General features: G+C 63.0%; 15 protein-coding genes. 6 read left to right on the top strand and 9 right to left on the bottom strand.

Features of this window, described 5'->3' with window-relative positions; all coding sequences use genetic code 11:
* The first annotated feature begins 16 nt into the window (after positions 1–16).
* Positions 17–1,327, top strand: coding sequence for a mechanosensitive ion channel family protein (locus tag ACG33_RS12210; RefSeq protein WP_066921554.1), 1,311 nt, complete (start codon positions 17–19; stop codon positions 1,325–1,327).
* A gap of 65 nt (positions 1,328–1,392) precedes the next feature.
* Complete coding sequence (arfB, locus tag ACG33_RS12215; protein ID WP_066921556.1) at positions 1,393–1,794, top strand: alternative ribosome rescue aminoacyl-tRNA hydrolase ArfB; 402 nt, start codon at positions 1,393–1,395, stop codon at positions 1,792–1,794.
* Positions 1,795–1,896: 102 nt separating this feature from the next.
* Here arfB and plsB read toward each other — a convergent pair whose 3' ends face one another.
* The 7 genes from plsB to cysK all read right to left on the bottom strand — a co-directional run bounded on the left by plsB (position 1,897) and on the right by cysK (position 11,687).
* Complete coding sequence (gene plsB / locus ACG33_RS12220) at positions 1,897–4,344, bottom strand: glycerol-3-phosphate 1-O-acyltransferase PlsB (RefSeq protein WP_066921558.1); 2,448 nt, start codon at positions 4,342–4,344, stop codon at positions 1,897–1,899.
* Between the two features lie 75 nt (positions 4,345–4,419).
* The gene (locus ACG33_RS12225; protein WP_066921561.1) at positions 4,420–4,662 is read right to left on the bottom strand and encodes a hypothetical protein; all 243 of its coding nucleotides are present in this window, start codon (positions 4,660–4,662) and stop codon (positions 4,420–4,422) included.
* Between the two features lie 19 nt (positions 4,663–4,681).
* Positions 4,682–5,197 carry an alpha/beta fold hydrolase gene (locus ACG33_RS12230; RefSeq protein WP_066921563.1) on the bottom strand — a complete coding sequence of 172 codons (516 nt, stop codon included), beginning with the start codon at positions 5,195–5,197 and terminating at the stop codon, positions 4,682–4,684.
* The gene (gene ttcA / locus ACG33_RS12235) at positions 5,194–6,096 is read right to left on the bottom strand and encodes a tRNA 2-thiocytidine(32) synthetase TtcA (RefSeq protein WP_407696497.1); all 903 of its coding nucleotides are present in this window, start codon (positions 6,094–6,096) and stop codon (positions 5,194–5,196) included. Before ttcA ends, ACG33_RS12230 begins: the two co-directional genes overlap by 4 nt.
* Entirely contained in the window at positions 6,093–9,227 is a 3,135-nt protein-coding gene (locus ACG33_RS12240; protein ID WP_066921567.1) for an efflux RND transporter permease subunit, read from the bottom strand. The genes ttcA and ACG33_RS12240 overlap by 4 nt, the downstream gene beginning before the upstream one ends.
* Entirely contained in the window at positions 9,224–10,504 is a 1,281-nt protein-coding gene (locus tag ACG33_RS12245; protein WP_066921569.1) for an efflux RND transporter periplasmic adaptor subunit, read from the bottom strand. Before ACG33_RS12245 ends, ACG33_RS12240 begins: the two co-directional genes overlap by 4 nt.
* Before the next feature lie 238 nt (positions 10,505–10,742).
* Positions 10,743–11,687 (bottom strand): cysteine synthase A, encoded by a 945-nt coding sequence (gene cysK / locus ACG33_RS12250; RefSeq protein ID WP_066921571.1) that lies wholly within the window; start codon positions 11,685–11,687, stop codon positions 10,743–10,745.
* A gap of 365 nt (positions 11,688–12,052) precedes the next feature.
* On the opposite strand from cysK, the gene ACG33_RS12255 reads away from it, so the two are divergent.
* Positions 12,053–13,513, top strand: coding sequence for a glycogen synthase (locus ACG33_RS12255; RefSeq protein WP_066921573.1), 1,461 nt, complete (start codon positions 12,053–12,055; stop codon positions 13,511–13,513).
* 22 nt (positions 13,514–13,535) lie between these two features.
* On the opposite strand, the gene ACG33_RS12260 is transcribed toward ACG33_RS12255, so the two are convergent.
* Entirely contained in the window at positions 13,536–14,042 is a 507-nt protein-coding gene (locus ACG33_RS12260; protein WP_083536865.1) for an LEA type 2 family protein, read from the bottom strand.
* 135 nt (positions 14,043–14,177) lie between these two features.
* On the bottom strand, positions 14,178–15,431 hold the full coding sequence (gene glgC, locus ACG33_RS12265) for a glucose-1-phosphate adenylyltransferase (RefSeq protein ID WP_066921577.1): 1,254 nt from the start codon (positions 15,429–15,431) through the stop codon (positions 14,178–14,180).
* A 272-nt stretch (positions 15,432–15,703) separates the two neighbouring features.
* Here glgC and ACG33_RS16575 point away from each other — a divergent pair, with 272 nt between their 5' ends.
* The 3 genes from ACG33_RS16575 to ACG33_RS12280 all read left to right on the top strand — a co-directional run bounded on the left by ACG33_RS16575 (position 15,704) and on the right by ACG33_RS12280 (position 18,636).
* Complete coding sequence (locus ACG33_RS16575) at positions 15,704–16,933, top strand: DUF192 domain-containing protein (protein ID WP_083536867.1); 1,230 nt, start codon at positions 15,704–15,706, stop codon at positions 16,931–16,933.
* An 80-nt stretch (positions 16,934–17,013) separates the two neighbouring features.
* The gene (locus ACG33_RS12275; RefSeq protein WP_066921581.1) at positions 17,014–17,796 is read left to right on the top strand and encodes a LuxR family transcriptional regulator; all 783 of its coding nucleotides are present in this window, start codon (positions 17,014–17,016) and stop codon (positions 17,794–17,796) included.
* A gap of 99 nt (positions 17,797–17,895) precedes the next feature.
* Entirely contained in the window at positions 17,896–18,636 is a 741-nt protein-coding gene (locus ACG33_RS12280; RefSeq protein WP_066921583.1) for an acyl-homoserine-lactone synthase, read from the top strand.
* The last annotated feature ends 8 nt before the right edge of the window (positions 18,637–18,644 follow it).

Below are 18,644 nucleotides of genomic sequence, written 5' to 3' on the forward strand. Positions count from 1 at the left end.
AGGACGCCGAAAACCCATGCAGGACATGCTGCGAACGGCGGGCCGGCAATTGCTGGCGCAGCTCAGCCCCCCCACGATGCTGCAATTGGCGGCAATCGGCCTCGCCGCCCTGCTGGCCTGGTGGTTCGGCCGGCAGGTTCGCGCCAGCGAGCGTGCCCGCGCCGCCATCGTGCACACCGGTCTGCAGGCACGCATCACCGAGGCGCTGCTGATCGTCAGCCCGCACCTGGCGCTGCTGGTGATCGTCGCCGGCATCGGCGCGGTCCTGCATGCCCTGCAGCTGCAAAGCCGGCTCATCGACCTGGCCATTACACTCGCCGGCCTGCTGCTGCTGATTCGTCTGGGCGTCTACATCGTGCGCTTGTCGCTCGGCAATCGCGCCAAAGGCTGGGGCGGCCTGATCACATTCGTCATCTGGGGACTGCTGGCGCTGCACGTGCTCGGCTGGTTCGATCCGCTGGTGCAGGCGTTGGACAGCGTCGGCATCAGGACGACCAAGAGCCGCATCACGCTGTGGTCCGTACTCAAGATCCTGTTCACCGTCGGCGCCTTCATCCTGATCGCCGTATGGATCGCACGCTGGGTCGAGCGGCGCCTCATGGCCATGCACGGCCTGGCGCTGAGCATGCGTATCGGCATCTCCAAGTTTTCGCAGACCTTTCTGATTGCTCTGTCGATCCTGCTGGGCCTGAATGCCACCGGGCTGGACCTCACGACGCTGAACGTGCTCACCGGTGCCATCGGCGTCGGCCTGGGTTTCGGCCTCCAGGCCATCGTCGCCAACTTCATCAGCGGCTTCGTGCTGCTCATGGATCGCTCCATCAAGCCCGGCGACGTCATCAGTTTCACGGGCACCACCGGCACCAGTACCGAGGGTTTCGGCTGGGTCCAGGAACTGCGTGGACGCTATGTCGTGGTGCGCGATCGCGATGGCGTGGAAACGCTGGTGCCCAATCATCACCTGATCATCAATCCGGTCATCAACTGGAGCTACACGGATTCACGGGTACGCCTGAAGCTGCCGGTGCGCATCAGCTATCGAGACGATCCAGAGCAGGCTCTCGGCCTCCTGCTGCAAGCTGCCGAGGGACATCCACGCATCCTGCATTCTCCCGCGCCGGTTTCGCGCATGATCGGCTTCACCGATTACGGCATCGATCTGGAACTGCGCTTCTGGATCGCCGATCCGCAGGAAGGCGTCAACAACGTGCGTTCCGACGTCAACCGGACCATCTGGCGATTATTCCGCGACAGCAATATCACCATCCCGGCCGCGCAGCGTGAAATCATCATGCGCGATCCGCCGGCGATCGCTCACGACGCATGAGCCGGACCTCGCGGCCATGAGGTAAAGACAATGCGCCTATCCCATGAACCGCCGCATGGATCCGCATGAAAATTCCGGAGGAAGCCGTCGAGTTGCGCTTCATCCGCGCCGGCGGCCCCGGAGGGCAGAATGTCAACAAGGTATCGAGCGCCGTCCAGCTGCGCTGCGATCTGAACGCCTGGCCGGCCCTGCCTGAAGCAGTACGCATCCGGCTGCGCCGGCTGGCGGGCAGACGTCTCACGGACGAAGACGTGATCGTGATCACCGCACAGCGCTTTCGAACCCAGGAGCACAACAAGCGCGATGCGCTCGAACGCCTGTCCGCACTGGTGGCGCAGGCCCGCATCGAGCCCAAGCCACGCAAGCCGACCCGCCCCACGCGCGCATCGCGGGAACGGCGTCTGGAAAGCAAGCAGCAGCGCAGTCAGGTCAAGAGCGGACGGGCGCGGGTGCGCGATCTCGATTAGGCTCGAGCCTCGCCACAAGCGCCCTCGGCCGAATGCGCTCGCCCCTCGGCCGAATGGACACCGCGGTCTCGCCGCAAGCCCGGCGGCGGATGCAACATATGCTTACCGGTGCGTCACCTGCAGCACACTGTTGCGTATCTGCTCGTGCAATACCATCTGCGCATCGTCGGCGACGGCCGGCAGCATGTCCGTATAGGTCAGCCGCCCCTCGGCGCTCACGCCGAGTACGCCGCGCGCCCGCAACAGGTCGATGAATTTCTTGAACAATGTCTTGTCGAAGAATTCCGGTGAGTTCAACTCGTAGAGCAGCGACATGCGTTGCGCCATCAGCTGGCACTGAGACTCCAGCGCATCCTGGCTGACGCGCCCGCTGCCGGATTTCAACAGCACCGAAATGACCAGGTAATAACGCTCGATGATCTGCACGGTGACCTGTGCGAGCACCGACAGCTGGACCGCTTCCGTGGAACCGGTCGCCGGCCGCCGCCACTGCGCGCCGGCCTCGCTGGACTCCAGCAAGCCGTGATTCGCCAGATCGTCCAGCGTCTCGCTCACCGCCGCGGCGATTTCCGCCTCGCTCCAGCGCAGAAACAGTTCATCGCGCACATAGGGATAGATGCGCCACATCAGCCGTTGGATATCCTCGGTACGAACCGTCCGGTTGTTCAGGAAGCAGCACGCGATCAGCGACGGCAACGCCATGAGATGCAGCACATTATTGCGGAAGTAGGTCATGAGCACGGAGTTCTCTTCCGTCATCTTCAGGACGTCGCCCAGCGGATGCCTGAGCCTCTGGATCACGCCCATGCTTTCGGCATGCCGCAGCATCGAGGCGCCATCCGCCCGCGTGATCCACACCTGCGCGGAATACGGCGCCTGGCGCAGCAGCGAGGCATAGAGTTCCAGCTGACGCACCAGGTCGCTCTCCAGCATCGACTGCTTGGGTGTGGCGAGCAGCACCAGCGCCAGCAGGTTGATCGGCGTGACGCAGGCCGCCGCGTTGATATGGGTCATGATGCGCCCGGCCAGTTCACCGACGGCAGCCGTGAGCCAGGGCGGACGCTCCTGTTTTTCGGCACTGCCGGGCGTGCGATCCGGTACGTAGCGGGCCAGTATTTCGTCGAGATGGATGGCCTCGCCGAAACTGACATGCACCTTGCCGAAGCGCCGCCGCAGCGCCGGCAAGGTGCGCAGGATGCCGAACACGGTTTCCTTTCGCTTGGGCCTGCCGGACAGCTCGCTGATATAGGTCTCGCCCTCGACGAGCCGTTCATAGCCGAAATACACCGGCAGGAACACGATCGGGCGACGGGGTTCGCGCAGATAGCTGCGCAGGGTCATCGACAGCATGCCGGTCTTCGGCTGCAATAACCGTCCGGTGCGGCTGCGGCCGCCTTCGATGAAATACTCGATCGAATGCCCGCGAGCCATCATCAGGCCGAGGTATTTCATGAACACCATCGTGTACAGCGCGTTGCCCTTGAAGCTGCGGCGCATGTAGAACGCCCCGCCCTTGCGCAGGAAACGCCCCACGACCGGCATGTTGAGATTGATGCCTGCCGCGACGTGCGGCACCGCATAGCCCTTGTAATACACCGCGTAGGACAACAGTAGATAGTCGATATGACTGCGATGACAGGGCACATAGACGACCTCGTTGCTCTCGGCGATCTTTTGCAGCTGTTCGACATTGTGCAAATCGACGCCGTCGTAGAGTCGCGTCCAGAACCAAGTCAGCCCGCGGGCCATGAACGCCACGAAAATATGCGAATAATTCGCCGCGATTTCGTCGATATATCCTCGCGCGAGCTGCAAAGCTGCGCGTCGCGGAATCTTTCGGGCGCGCATTTCATCCGCCATGGCCTTGCGCACGGCGGCGGCGCGCAGCACCTGGGTTGCAATCGTGCGCTGGTGCGACAGATCCGGGCCGATCGCCGCGCTGCGCTGCCGCGCCAGCAAAGTGCGCAGATTGCGCGCGATGCGTCGCACGGCCCGCGCTTCGTCCGGGCCTTCATCGACCCCGGCACGCAGCGAGACCGGTTCGCCGAATTGCACGAACAAGTTGCGCGCGTTCACCAGGACCGACAGCAAGCGGCGGAACCGTCCGACGCGCGTCCAATTCTCCGCCAGCAGCATCCGCAGCCAGGAACCTTCACGATCCGGCGCCCGACCCCACAGGACGGTCACGGGAACGAACTCCACCTCGAGTTCGGGATCGGCCGCCGCCGCCGCCACCCAGCGGCGCAGCGGCGCCTGGATGCGATGATCGATGCGATCGCCCCAGAACCCCGCCCGCCGCTCCATGAACACGACCGCCTCCGGCGGCAGCGGTGCCGGCAGCCCCTGCAGAGGCGCCGGCAACCCATGCGCCGCACAGACTTTCTCCAGCACGATCAGATCGGCAATGCCGCGGCGCTCCAGCACATAGCAGATCACACGCTCCCGCCGGCCGTAGCGGCGCTGCAAGTCCTCGGACAGAACATGCGGGCGAGCCAGGCGGGACAGCGGCGCGCGCGTCAGGCGCAGCCAGAATCGTTCGAGCCTTTGCATCGATTTATTCTTGTTATCGAATCCCGCACGTCGCTCAACAGCTGCAAGCCGTTTCGGCGCGGTCCAGCTGCCCGATCAAGGATCGCCTCCCTCGGCTCGCTCCAACGCGCGGTCCAGCGCCTGCTTGTGCTGCCGGGTGATGTCCTCCACTTCGCGCGCACGATCCATGGTGCCCACCATATCGTCCAGCACCGTTTCCCTGACGTCCGGGGAATCCGCAGGCTCCGCATCCCGCGAGGCCGGCGCTTGAGAGGAGCCGCAAGCCGCCAGCAGCAGCCATGCGAACATCATGAAGCCGAGACGTTGAAATGGGATCATCGAGGAGCCTCGCAGTCGGTCACGGAGCATGATCGTCGCATATGCGGCGCAGGAACAGCTCCAGATAATCGCAGATCTCATCGATATTCGCCGTCAGGCGATGATCCGAATCGATCAGGTGCAATACCGCCTTGTATTGCCGTGCCCAGCGAATGACATTGTCCGGCGGCACCACCTCGTCGTTCCATCCTTGCACGATCATGACGGGACAGGAGGCCGGCTGCGGCGTGTGCTGCTCATACCCCGGCATATAGAATGCTGGTGCCAGCAAAAACAGTCCGGCGGCCGGCACCTGGCTACAGACTGAGGCAGCGACATGACCGCCCATACTGGAACCGACCAGGATCAGCTCGCCCGGCAGATCCCGGCAAACCTGCAGCACGCGCTGCACACGCGCCTGCGGCGCCATGCCACGCTGGTCCACCGATTCCACGCTCAGTCCGTGCCGGCGCGCCACCGCCGCCATGGCGAGGATCTTCGTCCCCCAGGGTTCGCCGTCCTGGCCGTGGCAAAAAACGATATGAGAGCGGCTCATCGCCTTCCCTGCCCGGCGAAGGCCGATTCACCCCGGAGCCGGCCTTCGCCGGGCGACACCTCGCCGGCCGGGACGGAGCCGGCGGAAGAGAACCCGAACAGGCTCCTATCGGCCAGATGCGAAGGCACCACGTTGCAAATACTGGAAAAAATCGTCTCGATGCGGCCCGGATGGCGCCGTTCCCATTCGTGCAGCATTTTCTTGATCTCCATGCGCTGCATATTGTCCTGCGATCCGCACAGGGAGCAAGGTATCAGCGGAAACTGGCGCGCACGCGCATAGCGCTCGATATCGGCTTCGGCGACATAGGCCAGCGGCCGGATGACGATGTGGCGGCCATCCTCGGAATGCAGACGCGGCGGCATCGCCTTGAGCTTGCCGCCGAAGAACATGTTCAAGAACAGCGTCTCCACGATGTCATCGCGATGATGGCCCAGGGCCACCTTGGTGATGCCGTTCTCGGCCGCATAGCGATACAGGGCGCCGCGGCGCATGCGGGAACATAGGCCGCACATGGTCTTGCCTTCGGGAATGACGCGCTTGACGACGCTGTAGGTGTCCTGATCGATGATATGGAAAGGCACGCCCAGGTCGGTGAGATAATCCGGCAGTACGTGGGCGGGAAAACCGGGCTGTTTCTGGTCGAGATTGACCGCGATCAGCTCGAATTGCACCGGTGCACTGCGCTGCAGCGACATCAGGATGTCCAGCAGGGTATAGGAATCCTTGCCGCCCGACAGGCAGACCATCACCCGGTCGCCCCCTTCGATCATGCCGAAATCCTCGATCGCCTTGCCGACCAGGCCTCGCAGCCGCGCCTGCAGGCGCTTGAAGTTGTTCGAAACATTCATTCCTAAAATTCTCCACTCCGGGCGCGGCGCGGCCGCCGAGGCGCTCAGCGCCGATCGGCGTCCTGAGCGGGCGCGGCGCGGCCGGCGGCGTGACGCAATTTTTCTATCTGGTGCGCCACATGCTCGGGTGTATGCGTATTACGAGCCAGAAAGCCATAGGCGATCGGCACGACATACAGTGTCAGCAGCAACGAAAAAATCACGCCATAGACGACCACGGCGCCGATCGCGGTGCGGGCCTCGGAGCCCGCGCCCGTGGCCAGCAGCAGCGGCACCGCGCCGAACGCCATGCACAGGCTGGTCATGATCACCGGCCGCAGCCGGATCGCGGCCGAACGGATGACGGCCTCATGAAACGCCACGCCGCGATCGCGCAACTGGTTGGCGAATTCGACGATCAAGATGCCGTTCTTGGCGGCCAGGCCGATCAGCATGATGGCGCCGATCTGACTGTATACATTGACCGATCCGGAAGTCGCCCAAAGCCCCAGCAATGCGCCGGTCACGGCCAGCGGCACCGTGAGCATGATGATGAACGGATGGCGAAAACTTTCGAATTGGGCGGCGAGCACCAGGAACACGATCACCAGCGCCAACACGAAGGTCAGGTATAGGGCGCTGCCGGAACGCTTGAATTCGCGCGATTCGCCATCGTAACCGATCTGCGCGTGGGGCGGCAATTCCGTGCGCACCAGGTTTTCCATGTAATTCAACGCATCACCAAGCGCGTATCCTGGATTCAGACTGGCGGAGATCGTGATCGCCCGCAGCCGATCGAAACGCTTCAGTTCCTTGGGTCCGGCACTTTCCTGCACGCTCACCAAGTTCGACAACGGTACCAGGGTATCGGTCGTGGCGGAGCGCACATAGATGTTCGCCAGATCCTTCGGCGTGGCGCGGTCGTGCTCGCGCGCCTGCAGGATCACGTTGTATTCCTCGCCGCGATCCAGAAAGGTGGTGACGATGCGCGAGCCCATCATGGTTTCCAGCGTGCGCCCGACCGCCGTCAGCGACACGCCTAAATCGGCGGCACGGTTACGATCGATGGACACATCCAGCTGCGGCTTGCGTGAATAAAAATCGGAACTCAGGTTCGACAACCCCGGATTCTCCACGGCCTTTTGCATAACGATGTCGCGCCAGCGAGCCAGCTCCTCATAATCGCCGCCGCGCAGCACGATCTGCACGGGCGAGCCGCCGCCGCGGATGCCCAGCCCCGCGGGCGTGATGACCGTGACGCGCACGCCGGCCAGGCTCTGCAACTGCGGCCGCAGCCGCGCGGCAATCTGCTGTGCGGATTCGGTGCGTTCATCGAAGTTCGACAACACCAGCAGCAGACGCCCGACGCTCACATCGCCGCCGCCACCCCAGTCACCGCTGCGCGTCATGACCCGGCTGACATTGCCTCGCCGTACTTCCTGCGCAACGATCGCCTCGGCCTGGGCCAGGTAGCGGCCCATATACTGCAGGCTGGCGCCTTCGGGTCCGGTCAACACGATCATGACGCGCTGGCGATCCTCCGCGGGGGTGTATTCCGCCGGCAGCAGCTTGAACAGCACCACACCGAGCAGAAGCGACAGCACACCGGCGCCGATGACCCAGGCGGGGACGGCCTGCGCCTTGCGCAACGAAGCCTCGTAGCAAGCCGAGAACCAGCGAAAGAAGCGCTCCACCGCATGCGCCAATCGGCCGCGCACGATGCCCTTGTCGAAGATCCTGGAGCACAGCATGGGCACCAGTGTCAGCGATACCAGTGCCGAGAACGCCACCGCCGCGGCGATCGTGATGCCGAACTCGCCGAACAACCGACCGACATTGCCCGGAATGAACGAGATCGGCAGGAACACGGCGATCAGCACCAGGGTCGTGGCGATGACCGCGAAGGCGATTTCACGCGAGCCATCCAGCGCGGCCAGCAGCGGCGCTTCGCCCTGCTCGATGCGCCGCACGATGTTTTCCAGCACGACGATGGCATCATCCACGACCAGGCCGATCGCCAGCACCGCACCCAGCAAGGTCAGTACATTGATGGAAAAACCCGCGACAGCCATGACCAGACCGGCCGAAATGATCGAGACCGGAATCGTCAGCGCCGGAATGATCGTGGCACGCATCGTGCCCAGGAACAGATAGATCACGATCAACACCAGCAACAACGCCACGATCAGCGCATGGATCACCTCGTTGATCGATTCGCTCACGAAGATCGTGTCGTCGGCATGGACCTGCAGGCGGATATCCGCAGGCAAGGTTTCGCCGATACTGGCCAGTTCCCGGCGCACACCCCGGGAAACCTCCAGCACATTGGCCGTGGATTGCGGCACGATCCCCAGGCTCACGCCGGGCCGGCCGTTGGTGCGCGCGAAATTGCGTAAATCCTCGGCGCCGAGCTCAACGTCGGCGACCTCTCCCAGGCGCACCAGGTAGCCGTCCGCGCCGCGCCCCACGACCAGCGAGCGAAAATCCTCGGGCTTGCGCAGGCCGGCGTCGGTGCGCAAGGTAAACTCGCGCTCCAGGGATTCGATACGGCCGGCCGGCAGTTCGACATTTTCGGCGCGCAGCGCCGCCTCGACATCCTGTACCGTGAGCTGGCGCGCCGCCAACGCCTGGCGATCCAGCCAGATGCGCATGGCGTAGCGCCGTTCACCCGAAATGCGCACCTGCGCCACCCCCTCGACCACCGAGAGCCGGTCGACCAGGTAGCGTTTGGCGTAATCCGTCACCTCCAGTTGGGAGCGATGCGTACTGTCCAGGCTGAGCCACATGATCGCATCGGAACCGGTATCGACCTTGGCGACTTCAGGCGGATCGGCTTCCACCGGCAGATCGCCCAACACCCGCGAAACCCGATCGCGCACATCGTTCGCCGCCGACTCGATATCGCGTCCCAGGCTGAATTCGATATTGATGCGTGAGCGCTCCTCCATGCTGGTGGAACGCAGCGTATCGATGCCTTCCAGGCCGGCGATCTGATTCTCGATGAGCTGGGTGATCTTGGACTCGACGATTTCCGCCGATGCGCCTCGATACAAGGTATCGATACTGACGATGGCAGGCTGCACATCGGGTGTTTCACGTACCGTGAGGCGCGTGGCCGCCATCACACCCAGGATCGTCAGCAGCAAGCTCACGACCATCGCGAAGACGGGGCGCCGAATGGAAATATCGGACAGGATCATGTCGCGCCGGGGCCGGGGCGCTCGCCCAGCGCGTCCAGCAAGACCTCGGTACCCGCATCCGGCCCGCCGGCATCCGCTTCCACCCGGACGCGGGCGCCGTCATGCACATTGAGCGTGCCGTCGGTGACGATCTGGTCCTGCGGCGTCAGGCCCTGCAGGATCTCCACTTCGCCGGGACGCCGCCGCCCGATCTCCACCTGGCGCTTGTACACCCGTCCCTCGTCCACGACGAACACGAAATGTCGGGAATCTTCCGGAACGATCGCACCTTCGGGAATCAGCAGCGCCGCGCCTTCCTCGCGTACCAGCTTCAGATTCATGAACATGCCAGGGCGCAACCTGTCGTCGCGGTTGTCGATCAATGCGCGGATGCCGATCGAACGACTGATCGGATCGAGCCGCGTGGCTACGCTGGCGACACGGCCGGTGAATATCTCGCCCGGATATGCCGTGCTGCGTGCCTCGATCGTCAAACCCGGCTGCAGAACCGCCATGAAAAGCTCCGGAACCGAAAAATCCAGCTTCACGATGCTCAAATCATCCAGCGTCGTGATGATCTGTCCCGGGCTGACGAGTCCGCCGAGACTGACGTTGCGCAAGCCCACGCGCCCGGCGAACGGGGCGATGATCCGGCGATCTTCCAGCCGCGAGCGCGCGGCGACGGCCCGTGCCTCGTTGGCCTGCAAGGCGGCCCGGAGCTGATCGAGTTGCGCCTCGGACAGCGCCTGCGTCGCATAGAGTTCCTGACTGCGGCGGTACTGGCTGCGGCTGTCGCCGGCGGCGGCCTCCGCGGCGGCCAGATCGGCACGCGGCTCGCTGCTCTCCAGTTCGACCAGCAGTTGTCCCTTGCGCACCTGCTGGCCTTCCTCGAAATGGATCGCAACGACACGATCGGCCACCTTCGCGGTGATATCGACGGACTCGTTGGCGCGGACGGTACCCAGCGCCTCGACCTCCCGCGCGAATGTCTTGCGCTCCGGATAGGTGGTATGGACCGCCGTTGCGGCGGTGCCGGGACCAGCAGCGGCCGGCAACGACGCCACCGGCAGGGACGATCGAGTGGCAAACAGATACCCGGCTGCGGCGATGGCCGCGAGGATCCCTGCTGCGATGATCAGGTGTCGCCGGACCGCAGGCCGAATCATCGCGCCATTCGCGGCCGGCGTACCGGACTCATCGTCCGCGGCCGGCGCATCGATGCCGTCGCCCGAAGCGGACGATTCCGACCCCCGGCTGATGATGGGTGGATCGGGAACCCGGCGAGGCGAATAACTCACGGCCAGCCTTGATGCATCTCTAAGTCCAGTCAGGCGCCGCGGGTGCGGCATCAACGAGATCCACGCCCGGAGCCGAGCGTCCCGGTAGGATTGAGAGTGAATTGTACCGGCTAAGTTCAGTATTGCCGGCACGCCGGCCGGAATCCCGGCGAACTGAATCCGTTATCGCCGGGGCGCCCGACAATACCGAACCGCGGGTGAGCGCATTCTCACCCGCGCAGGTGCCTCCCCCGCCGGACTAAAGCGGTTCGGCGTCGGAGGCTTCGTTGATACCTTCGAATAAAGGCGTGGACAAATAGCGTTCCCCGGTATCCGGCAGCATGGCCAGAATTATCGAACCCTGCGGCGCACCCTGTGCGACCTGCAGTGCGGCCGCAAACGTCGCGCCCGAGGAAATACCGCAAAAAATACCTTCCTTCGACGCAAGCTCACGTGAATACTGGATCGCCGCGTCATCCGTCACCGTGACGATCTGGTCGCAGACCGAGCGATTCAGTACGGCCGGCACGAAGTCGGGCGTCCAGCCTTGGACTTTGTGGGATTTGAACTCCGCCCCCGTCAGCAAAGACGCATTGGCCGGCTCTGCGGCGATAATGCGGGTCTGCGGCCGCGCCTTCTTGATGATTTCCCCGGCGCCCGTCAGGGTGCCGCCGGTACCCCAGCCGCTCACCCAGAAGTCGAGGCGCCGGCCGGCGAAATCGCTGAGGATTTCCGGGCCGGTGGTATTGCGGTGATACGCCGGGTTCGCCTCGTTCTCGAACTGGCGCGCCAGAAACCAGCCATGCTTCTGCGCCAGTTCCGCGGCCTTGACCACCATGCCGCTGGCCCGCCCGGCCGCGGGGGTCAGCACAACCTTGGCACCCAGCATACGCATGACCTTGCGGCGTTCCACCGAGAAGGACTCCGCCATCACGGCGACGAAGGGATAGCCCTTTGCCGCACAGACCATGGCCAGCGCAATGCCGGTATTGCCGGAAGTGGCCTCGACCACCGTCTGCCCCGGTTTCAGCACGCCGCGCTGCTCCGCGTCCTCGATGATGGCGATCGCCAGGCGATCCTTCACCGACGCCAGCGGGTTGAAGAACTCGCATTTCACATACATCTCGACATGCGCTGGGGCGAGCCGATTTATCTTGACGATGGGTGTGCGGCCGATCGTACCGAGTATGTTGTCGTAGATCATGGTGTTTGCTGATGTTTGGTCTAACGATGAAAAAAGCAGGATGGCTCGAGGACACCCTGGATATTATTTCCAGAGCGTTATTCCCAGGATGTTATTCCCAAGACGGACCTGTGAGGCGATAATGGTACCAGCCCTGCATCCAGCAGGCTTATTCCATTATTGCACTGCCTAATGCCTGTGGTTAGGGTAACCGCCCTGGTCTGCAGGCGATGGCGTATGCCGCAGACCGTACGATACCCGCTCCGGGTTGCCGGCGTTCGCCGGCATGCAGCTTTCGCAGGGGGCCGTCTCGCCCACAAGCGCACCGGTCCAAGGACCGTTTTTCCTGCCCACCGCCGTCCCACCCATTCCAGACATCTCTCTACATGATGAGCTTGCGCATCTGTTTCATCGCCTCCGAAGTCGCACCGCTGGCAAAATCCGGCGGGCTGGCGGACGTCGCCAGCGCACTGCCGCGCGCCCTGCATGAACAAGGCTGCGATGTGCGCGTATTCATGCCCCTGTATGCCGGCATGAGCAGTGTGGGGTTGACTCTGCAGCCGCTTTCCCAGGCTCGCGCCATCGAATTGCATCTGGGCGCGCAGCGCTACGAAGTAGCGCTGCTGCACACGCAGATCCCGGGATCCTCCGTGCCCCTGTATCTGGTGCATTGTCCAGCAGCCTACGATCGTCCCACGCTGTACACCGGTGACGCCGATGAACATCTGCGCTTCTTGATCCTGCAGCACGCGGCTCTGCAAGGCTGTCAGCGCCTGGGCTTCGCGCCGCAGATCGTTCATTGCAATGACTGGCATACGGCGCTGATGCCCTCGATGCTCCGGTCGCTGTACGCCTGGGATCGGTTGTTCGCCGATGCGCGCTCGCTCCTGTCGATCCACAATATCGGCTATCAGGGTAATTTTCCGGCCGCGACGATCGCCGACGTCGGCGGCGATATCGGTGTCCAGCCCGGCACGCTTGCCGACGGCACATTCAACTGGTTGCGCGAAGGCGTCCTGCACGCCGATGCGGTCACCACGGTCAGCCCGACTTATGCCCGGGAAATATGCACACCCATGGGTGCGCACGGGCTCGATGCGACCCTGCGCAGCCGCGCCGACGGCGTAACCGGCATACTCAACGGCGTCGACTACCAGGAATGGAACCCCGCCGCCGATCGCTACCTGAAGCACCATTACACGCCGCAGGACATGAGCGGCAAGGCCGCGACCAAACGCACCTTGCTGGATTGGTTCAATCTCGAGACGGGGGATGCACCGCTGCTGGGCATCGTTTCACGCCTCACCGTACAGAAGGGTTTCGACCTGTTGTTCGAGGTGCTGCCCGACATCCTGACTACACGGGATCTGGGCATCCTGGCGCTGGGCAGCGGCGATGCGCTCTATGAGACGTTTTTCACCGGCCTGCAGCAGCGCTTCCCGGAACGGGTCATGTTCCATTGCGGCTACAGCGATGAACTGGCGCATTTGATCGAAGCGGCCAGCGATATGTTCCTGATGCCCTCGATGTACGAACCCTGCGGCCTGAACCAGATGTACAGTCTGAAATACGGCACCGTGCCGATCGTGCGGCGCACCGGCGGACTGGCCGATTCGGTGCAGGCGTGGGATCCGTCCACCCGTAGCGGCACGGGCATCGTATTCAATGACTTCGATGCCTCGGCGGTACGCTGGGCCCTGGGCACGGCGTTGGATCTCTACCAGGATCGCGACACCTGGAAACGACTGGTTCGCAACGGCATGGCGCAGGATTTTTCCTGGCCGCGCCAAAGCCGGCAATACCTGGACCTTTATCGTCGTTTATTGGGCGCCCCGGTCCGGATCTGATCCGGATCTCCGCGGCGCGGCATCAACGTACCATCTGCAGGTTGACGATGCCGCTGCGCTGAAACGGGATTTTCCGGAGCAGTCCCAGATCGGTACGCACCGACCCTTCCAGTATGTAATTGACCTGGTCGCGCCCGTTCAAGCGTGACAACAGCCGTCCCGCGCTGCTGACGAAATTCGTGCGCACCGTCATGTCGAATTCCGTAGCTCCCAAGGCCGGGACGACAAAGGCATTGTGCGTGGAGCCTTCGGCGAAGCTGTCTCCTTCCAGGAACAATTTGTAGTCGATGGCCTTGATCGGCAACTGAAGATCGTTCGGGTTCTCCACGTTCAGACGCACCAGGAACTGCTGATTGAACAAATCCGCGGAGGTCATCGCAATACTGACGATGCTCAGGCGCGGCGTTTCGACCCTGGGGGCCAGCGCGCTGCAACCGGCCGTTCCCGCCGCCAGCACGATCAGCAGCGCAGCCATCCGGCCGGACGAGGAGAAGCTTCGAGACATGAAGGCAGCGAAAGACTTGAGCATAGAGACTCCAAAAACTGGGGACTGGACACTGGGGCAGGTAACAGGGAACCGGAATCGCAGACCTGCATGGCTTGCCGCCCTGACGGATCGTTCGCCTGAACGTTCGATCGCAGGTTCAAGTGCGCAAAAACCGGATTATCCGCGTTTCAGGCTGGACAACATGCTGCGGGTCACCAAGGTCACGCCTGCCTCGGTGATATAGAAGCGCCGCGCATCCTCTGCCGGATCGACGCCGATACGAGTGCCGGCCGGCACCACCGAACCGGTGTCGATGATCGCTCTCTTGATCGTACAGCCCGGCCTGATCAACACGTCCGGAAAAACGACGGCGCGCTCTATATAGCTGCGCTCATCGATACGCACATTGGAAAACAGCAGCGACTGATTCACATGCGCGCCGGAAATGATGCAGCCGCCGGATACCATGGAATTGACGGCCATGCCGCGCCGGCCCTGTTCATCGAGCACGAATTTGGCCGGTGGATACTGGCGCTGATAGGTCCAGATCGGCCATTTCTCATCGTATATATTGAGTTCAGGATCGACGTGCACCAGTTCCATGTTCGCATCGTAGAACGCATCCACCGTGCCTACGTCGCGCCAATAGCGCTGCACCCGGGTATGCACATCGGTGAACGGGTAGGCATACACCTTCAGCCTGTCGAGCGCCTCGGGAATGATATTGCGTCCGAAATCGTGCGAGGTACCCGGGCGATTCGCCTGCTCTTCCAGCAGCCGGTACAGCAGGTTGGCCTTGAATACATAGATGCCCATGGAGCCCAATGCGAATTGTTCGCGGCCCGGAACGCCCTCGGGTTCGCGGGGCTTCTCGGAAAATTTCGTGATACGGTATTCCGTATCGACGCTCATGACGCCGAAGGCCGTCGCCTGCTCGCGCGGCACCTCCACGACACCGACGGTGATATCCGCCTTTTTCTCCACGTGCTTGGCCAGCATTGGACCATAGTCCATCTTGTAGATGTGATCGCCGGCCAGCACCAGGATATGACGCGGATGATGCAGTTTGAGAATCTCCAGGTTCTGATAGAGCGAATCGGCGGTTCCGCGATACCACATCTCCCCCATCTGCTGCTGCGCCGGAATCACCTCGACGAACTCGCCGAGTTCGCCGCGCAGGTAACTCCAGCCGCGCTGGATATGTTGGATCAGGGAGTGCGCCTTGTACTGGGTCATCACCGAGATGCGGCGAATACCGGAATTGACGCAATTCGACAGCACAAAATCGATGATGCGGAACTTGCCGCCGAAGGGAGTGGCCGGTTTGCAGCGAAAATCCGTCAGATGCTTCAGGCGCTCGCCGCGCCCGCCCGCCATGACGACCGCCATGGTATGGCGCGTGATGCGGCTGACATATCGTCGAAACTCCATTTGCCGGCGCACAGGCCGCTCGTCCTGGAATCCGCTTGTCGCTGTCGGCGCTGTATTCTGCTTCATGTCTGGACGCTCTGGCGCCATGTGCGATCGGCTCGGTGCGGCCCGGTGGGTCTCGACACGCATGTTAGCCGACAATGGCCTGACTGCCGACCGTGTTGGCGCAACTCATTCCGCACGGCCCATTCTGCCCATGCCGCAGCTATTCCTGCCATCCTGGTCATGCCATCCTGATCATGCCATTCTGACGGGCCGGGTCGAGATGATAGATGATGATGCCTCCACGACACCTGATGTCCTGCTGTCTGTTGGCGATGAACCTGCACACGGTCAGTGCGGGTGCCGCCGACCCAGCCGGGGATGCCGTCCTGAAGCCGGCGGCTGCCGATTCGGTCACGAAAACCTATCCGCCGGCCCCGCGGCCGGCTCATGAATCCGAGCCCTTGGCAGATCAGACGCCGCGATGCCTGGCGCAGGGCGACGGTTACCTGCGGGCCCGCATCGCCGGCTCGATCCAGGGCGAATTGGACTGGGGCAACGAAGGCACGCACTGTACCGGCACGATACGTCCTGCCGGCCAAGGCATCCGGATACACTTCAGCCGCTCGGAGGCCGCAGCCGACGACATCGAGGCACACGGCGCAGCCGAGGATGCGACCCGCCCGTCCGCTCGCCAGAGCAAGACCGACACCGGCCGCCCTGCCAATGTAGGCGCCGCGCACCGGCTCGTCCTGGTATTCGGCATTACCGGTCTGCGCGAAGGGCAGTCCGCAAAGGCCCAACCCGTCAATCTCACTGTGATCCGCGAAGGCCGTGGACAGTTCTACAGCACGCAGGGTGACGACAAGTGCCTGCTGGACGAAGTGATCCAGACGCCCATCATCGGCCTGCCGAGACGCTTGCGCAGCTATCGGATCGTCGCCCGCGGTTTCTGCACCGAGCCGGCGCGCGCAGTACGCGGTCCGGGAGCGATCCTGTTGTCCCGGTTCGATTTTGCCGGACAGGTGGACTTCGAGACACAAGACACGGAAGATGAATCCCACATGGCCATGAAGGTTCAGGGTACGGCTCAAGATGCCGGGAATCCTGACGCGCAGGCGCTGGACCGGTTCTTTCCCCGCGCCCACCTGCGGATCGCCACGCCCGATGCGCGGCTTCACGATTTCGATGTATGGCTGGCCGATAACGATGCGCGCCGTGCGCGGGGTTTCATGCATATCGAGCAACTCGATGCGAACGCCGGCATGCTGTTTCTATTTCCGCGGCAAGAACGCATCGCCATGTGGATGAAGAACACCCATGTATCGCTGGACATGCTGTTCGTGCGCGCCGACGGGACGGTGGATCGTGTGGTCGAGCACACCAAGCCCCTGTCGCTCGAGACGATCGAGTCGATCGATCCGGTGGCGGCCGTGATCGAGCTCAAGGCCGGAACGGCCGCCCGCCTCGGAATCCGCAAGGGCGCACAAGTAATGCATCCGGCGTTCGGACGGCCCTGATCCACGGGCTAAGGAAGGGTTCCTCCGGAAGAATTTTCCCGGCCATCGAACAGGGGCTGCACGCATAAGGAAGGTGAATCATGGATCGCTTCGACCTCGTCCAGTCGTTCATCGAACAATGCGAACGAGCCACACATACCGACGATCTGAAACTGGCCTTCCAGCACGCACTGGGGCGTCTGGGATTTCGCTACTTCGCCTGCGGTTTCCATGTCGATCCCCTGCATCCTCGCGATGCGATCATGATGCTCGATTATCCCCGCGCATGGGTCGCAATCTACAGCGAACAGCAGCTACATCGCATCGATCCGGTATTCGTGCGTGCCGGCCGCACGGCGCTGCCCTTCTTTTGGGACAGCAGGGAATTCAGGATCGGCGTGCGGCCGCGTCAGCGCAAGATGCTGGCGGAGGCGCGCCGCTTCGGCATCGCGCACGGCTATACGATTCCGATTCATTCGCCGCGATCTCCGCTGCCGCTGCGCGCCTCCTGTTCCGTCATTCCCGATACATCTTCGATTCATCGTCACAGCTATTTTGCCGTCCAGCTGATGGCCGGCCATCTGTTCGAGTGCGCCGCCCGCCTGAGAAACTTGAATCGCCCTGCCGTCGAAACGCCTCAACTGTCCCGGCGGCAACGGGAATGTCTGGAACTGGTTGGACAAGGAAAAAGCGACTGGGAAATCGCGATGATCCTGGGCATCAGCGCACATACGGTCCATACATATATCACCGCCGCGATGCGGCGGTTCCAGGTTTCGACACGCCAGCAGGCGCTGGTGTGTGCGCTTGCCTGGCATCAGATATCGTTCGGCGATGTACTGCGCGCGCGGCCGGTCGCGGATGACGGCAGCGCCGAGGCATGAAAACCGAAACACCCTCACGAGCGGATACCCCTGATCAGGCGAATTCACAAAAGAGTGCAAGCATCACAATCTTGCCCGGAGTGAATCGGAGGTCGAGGGATGATCTTCATCGTCAATGCCGAGAATCGCCGTTTTCTCGATTCTGCTCTGATGCAGATGTATCGTCATCGCAAAGCGGTGTTCGTCGACGAACTCGGCTGGAACATCCCGCACGCCGGCGGCCTGGAAATGGATCGTTACGATCGTGAAGACACGATCTACCTGGTTGCCCGTCATCGCGGCGAGCGGCGGATTCAGGCCTCCGCGCGCCTACTGCCGACCCTGGGCCCGCATCTGATGAGCGACGTGTTCCCGCATACTCTCCACGGCGGCATACCACGCGGCGAGCGGATCTGGGAAGCCTCTCGTTTCTGTCCTGCACCGGACCTCGGCGGCCGGCGGCGCCGGCTGGCGCTTCTTTGGGAAGTCTTCTGCGGACTCATGGAAACCTCGCTGCTGTTCGGTATCGAGCGCATCGTCTTTCAGGCCGGCACCGCGCTTCTACCCCTGGCGCTGCGCTGCGGCTGGGATGCCGCCGTGCTCGGTCCGACCCTGCCCTGCGGCAATGATCGTGTCACAGCCGTCGGCGTCGATATCACCCTGCAAGGGCTGCGCTCCATGCGTGAACGTTTCGGCATTCCGTCCCCCGTCACACGCTTCGTGACACCCGCCGACGTCGCTGTATGCCTCGGCTGGCTGCGGCAACACGAGGCCGACATTCCCGTTCAATTACCGACGAGCGCCGGACAGGACGATGGCCGCCGTGCGCAGGAAGACTTCGTCCCGCCGCGCTCCACATGATCGTACCC

The organism is Steroidobacter denitrificans (assembly GCF_001579945.1).
Taxonomy (GTDB): domain Bacteria; phylum Pseudomonadota; class Gammaproteobacteria; order Steroidobacterales; family Steroidobacteraceae; genus Steroidobacter; species Steroidobacter denitrificans.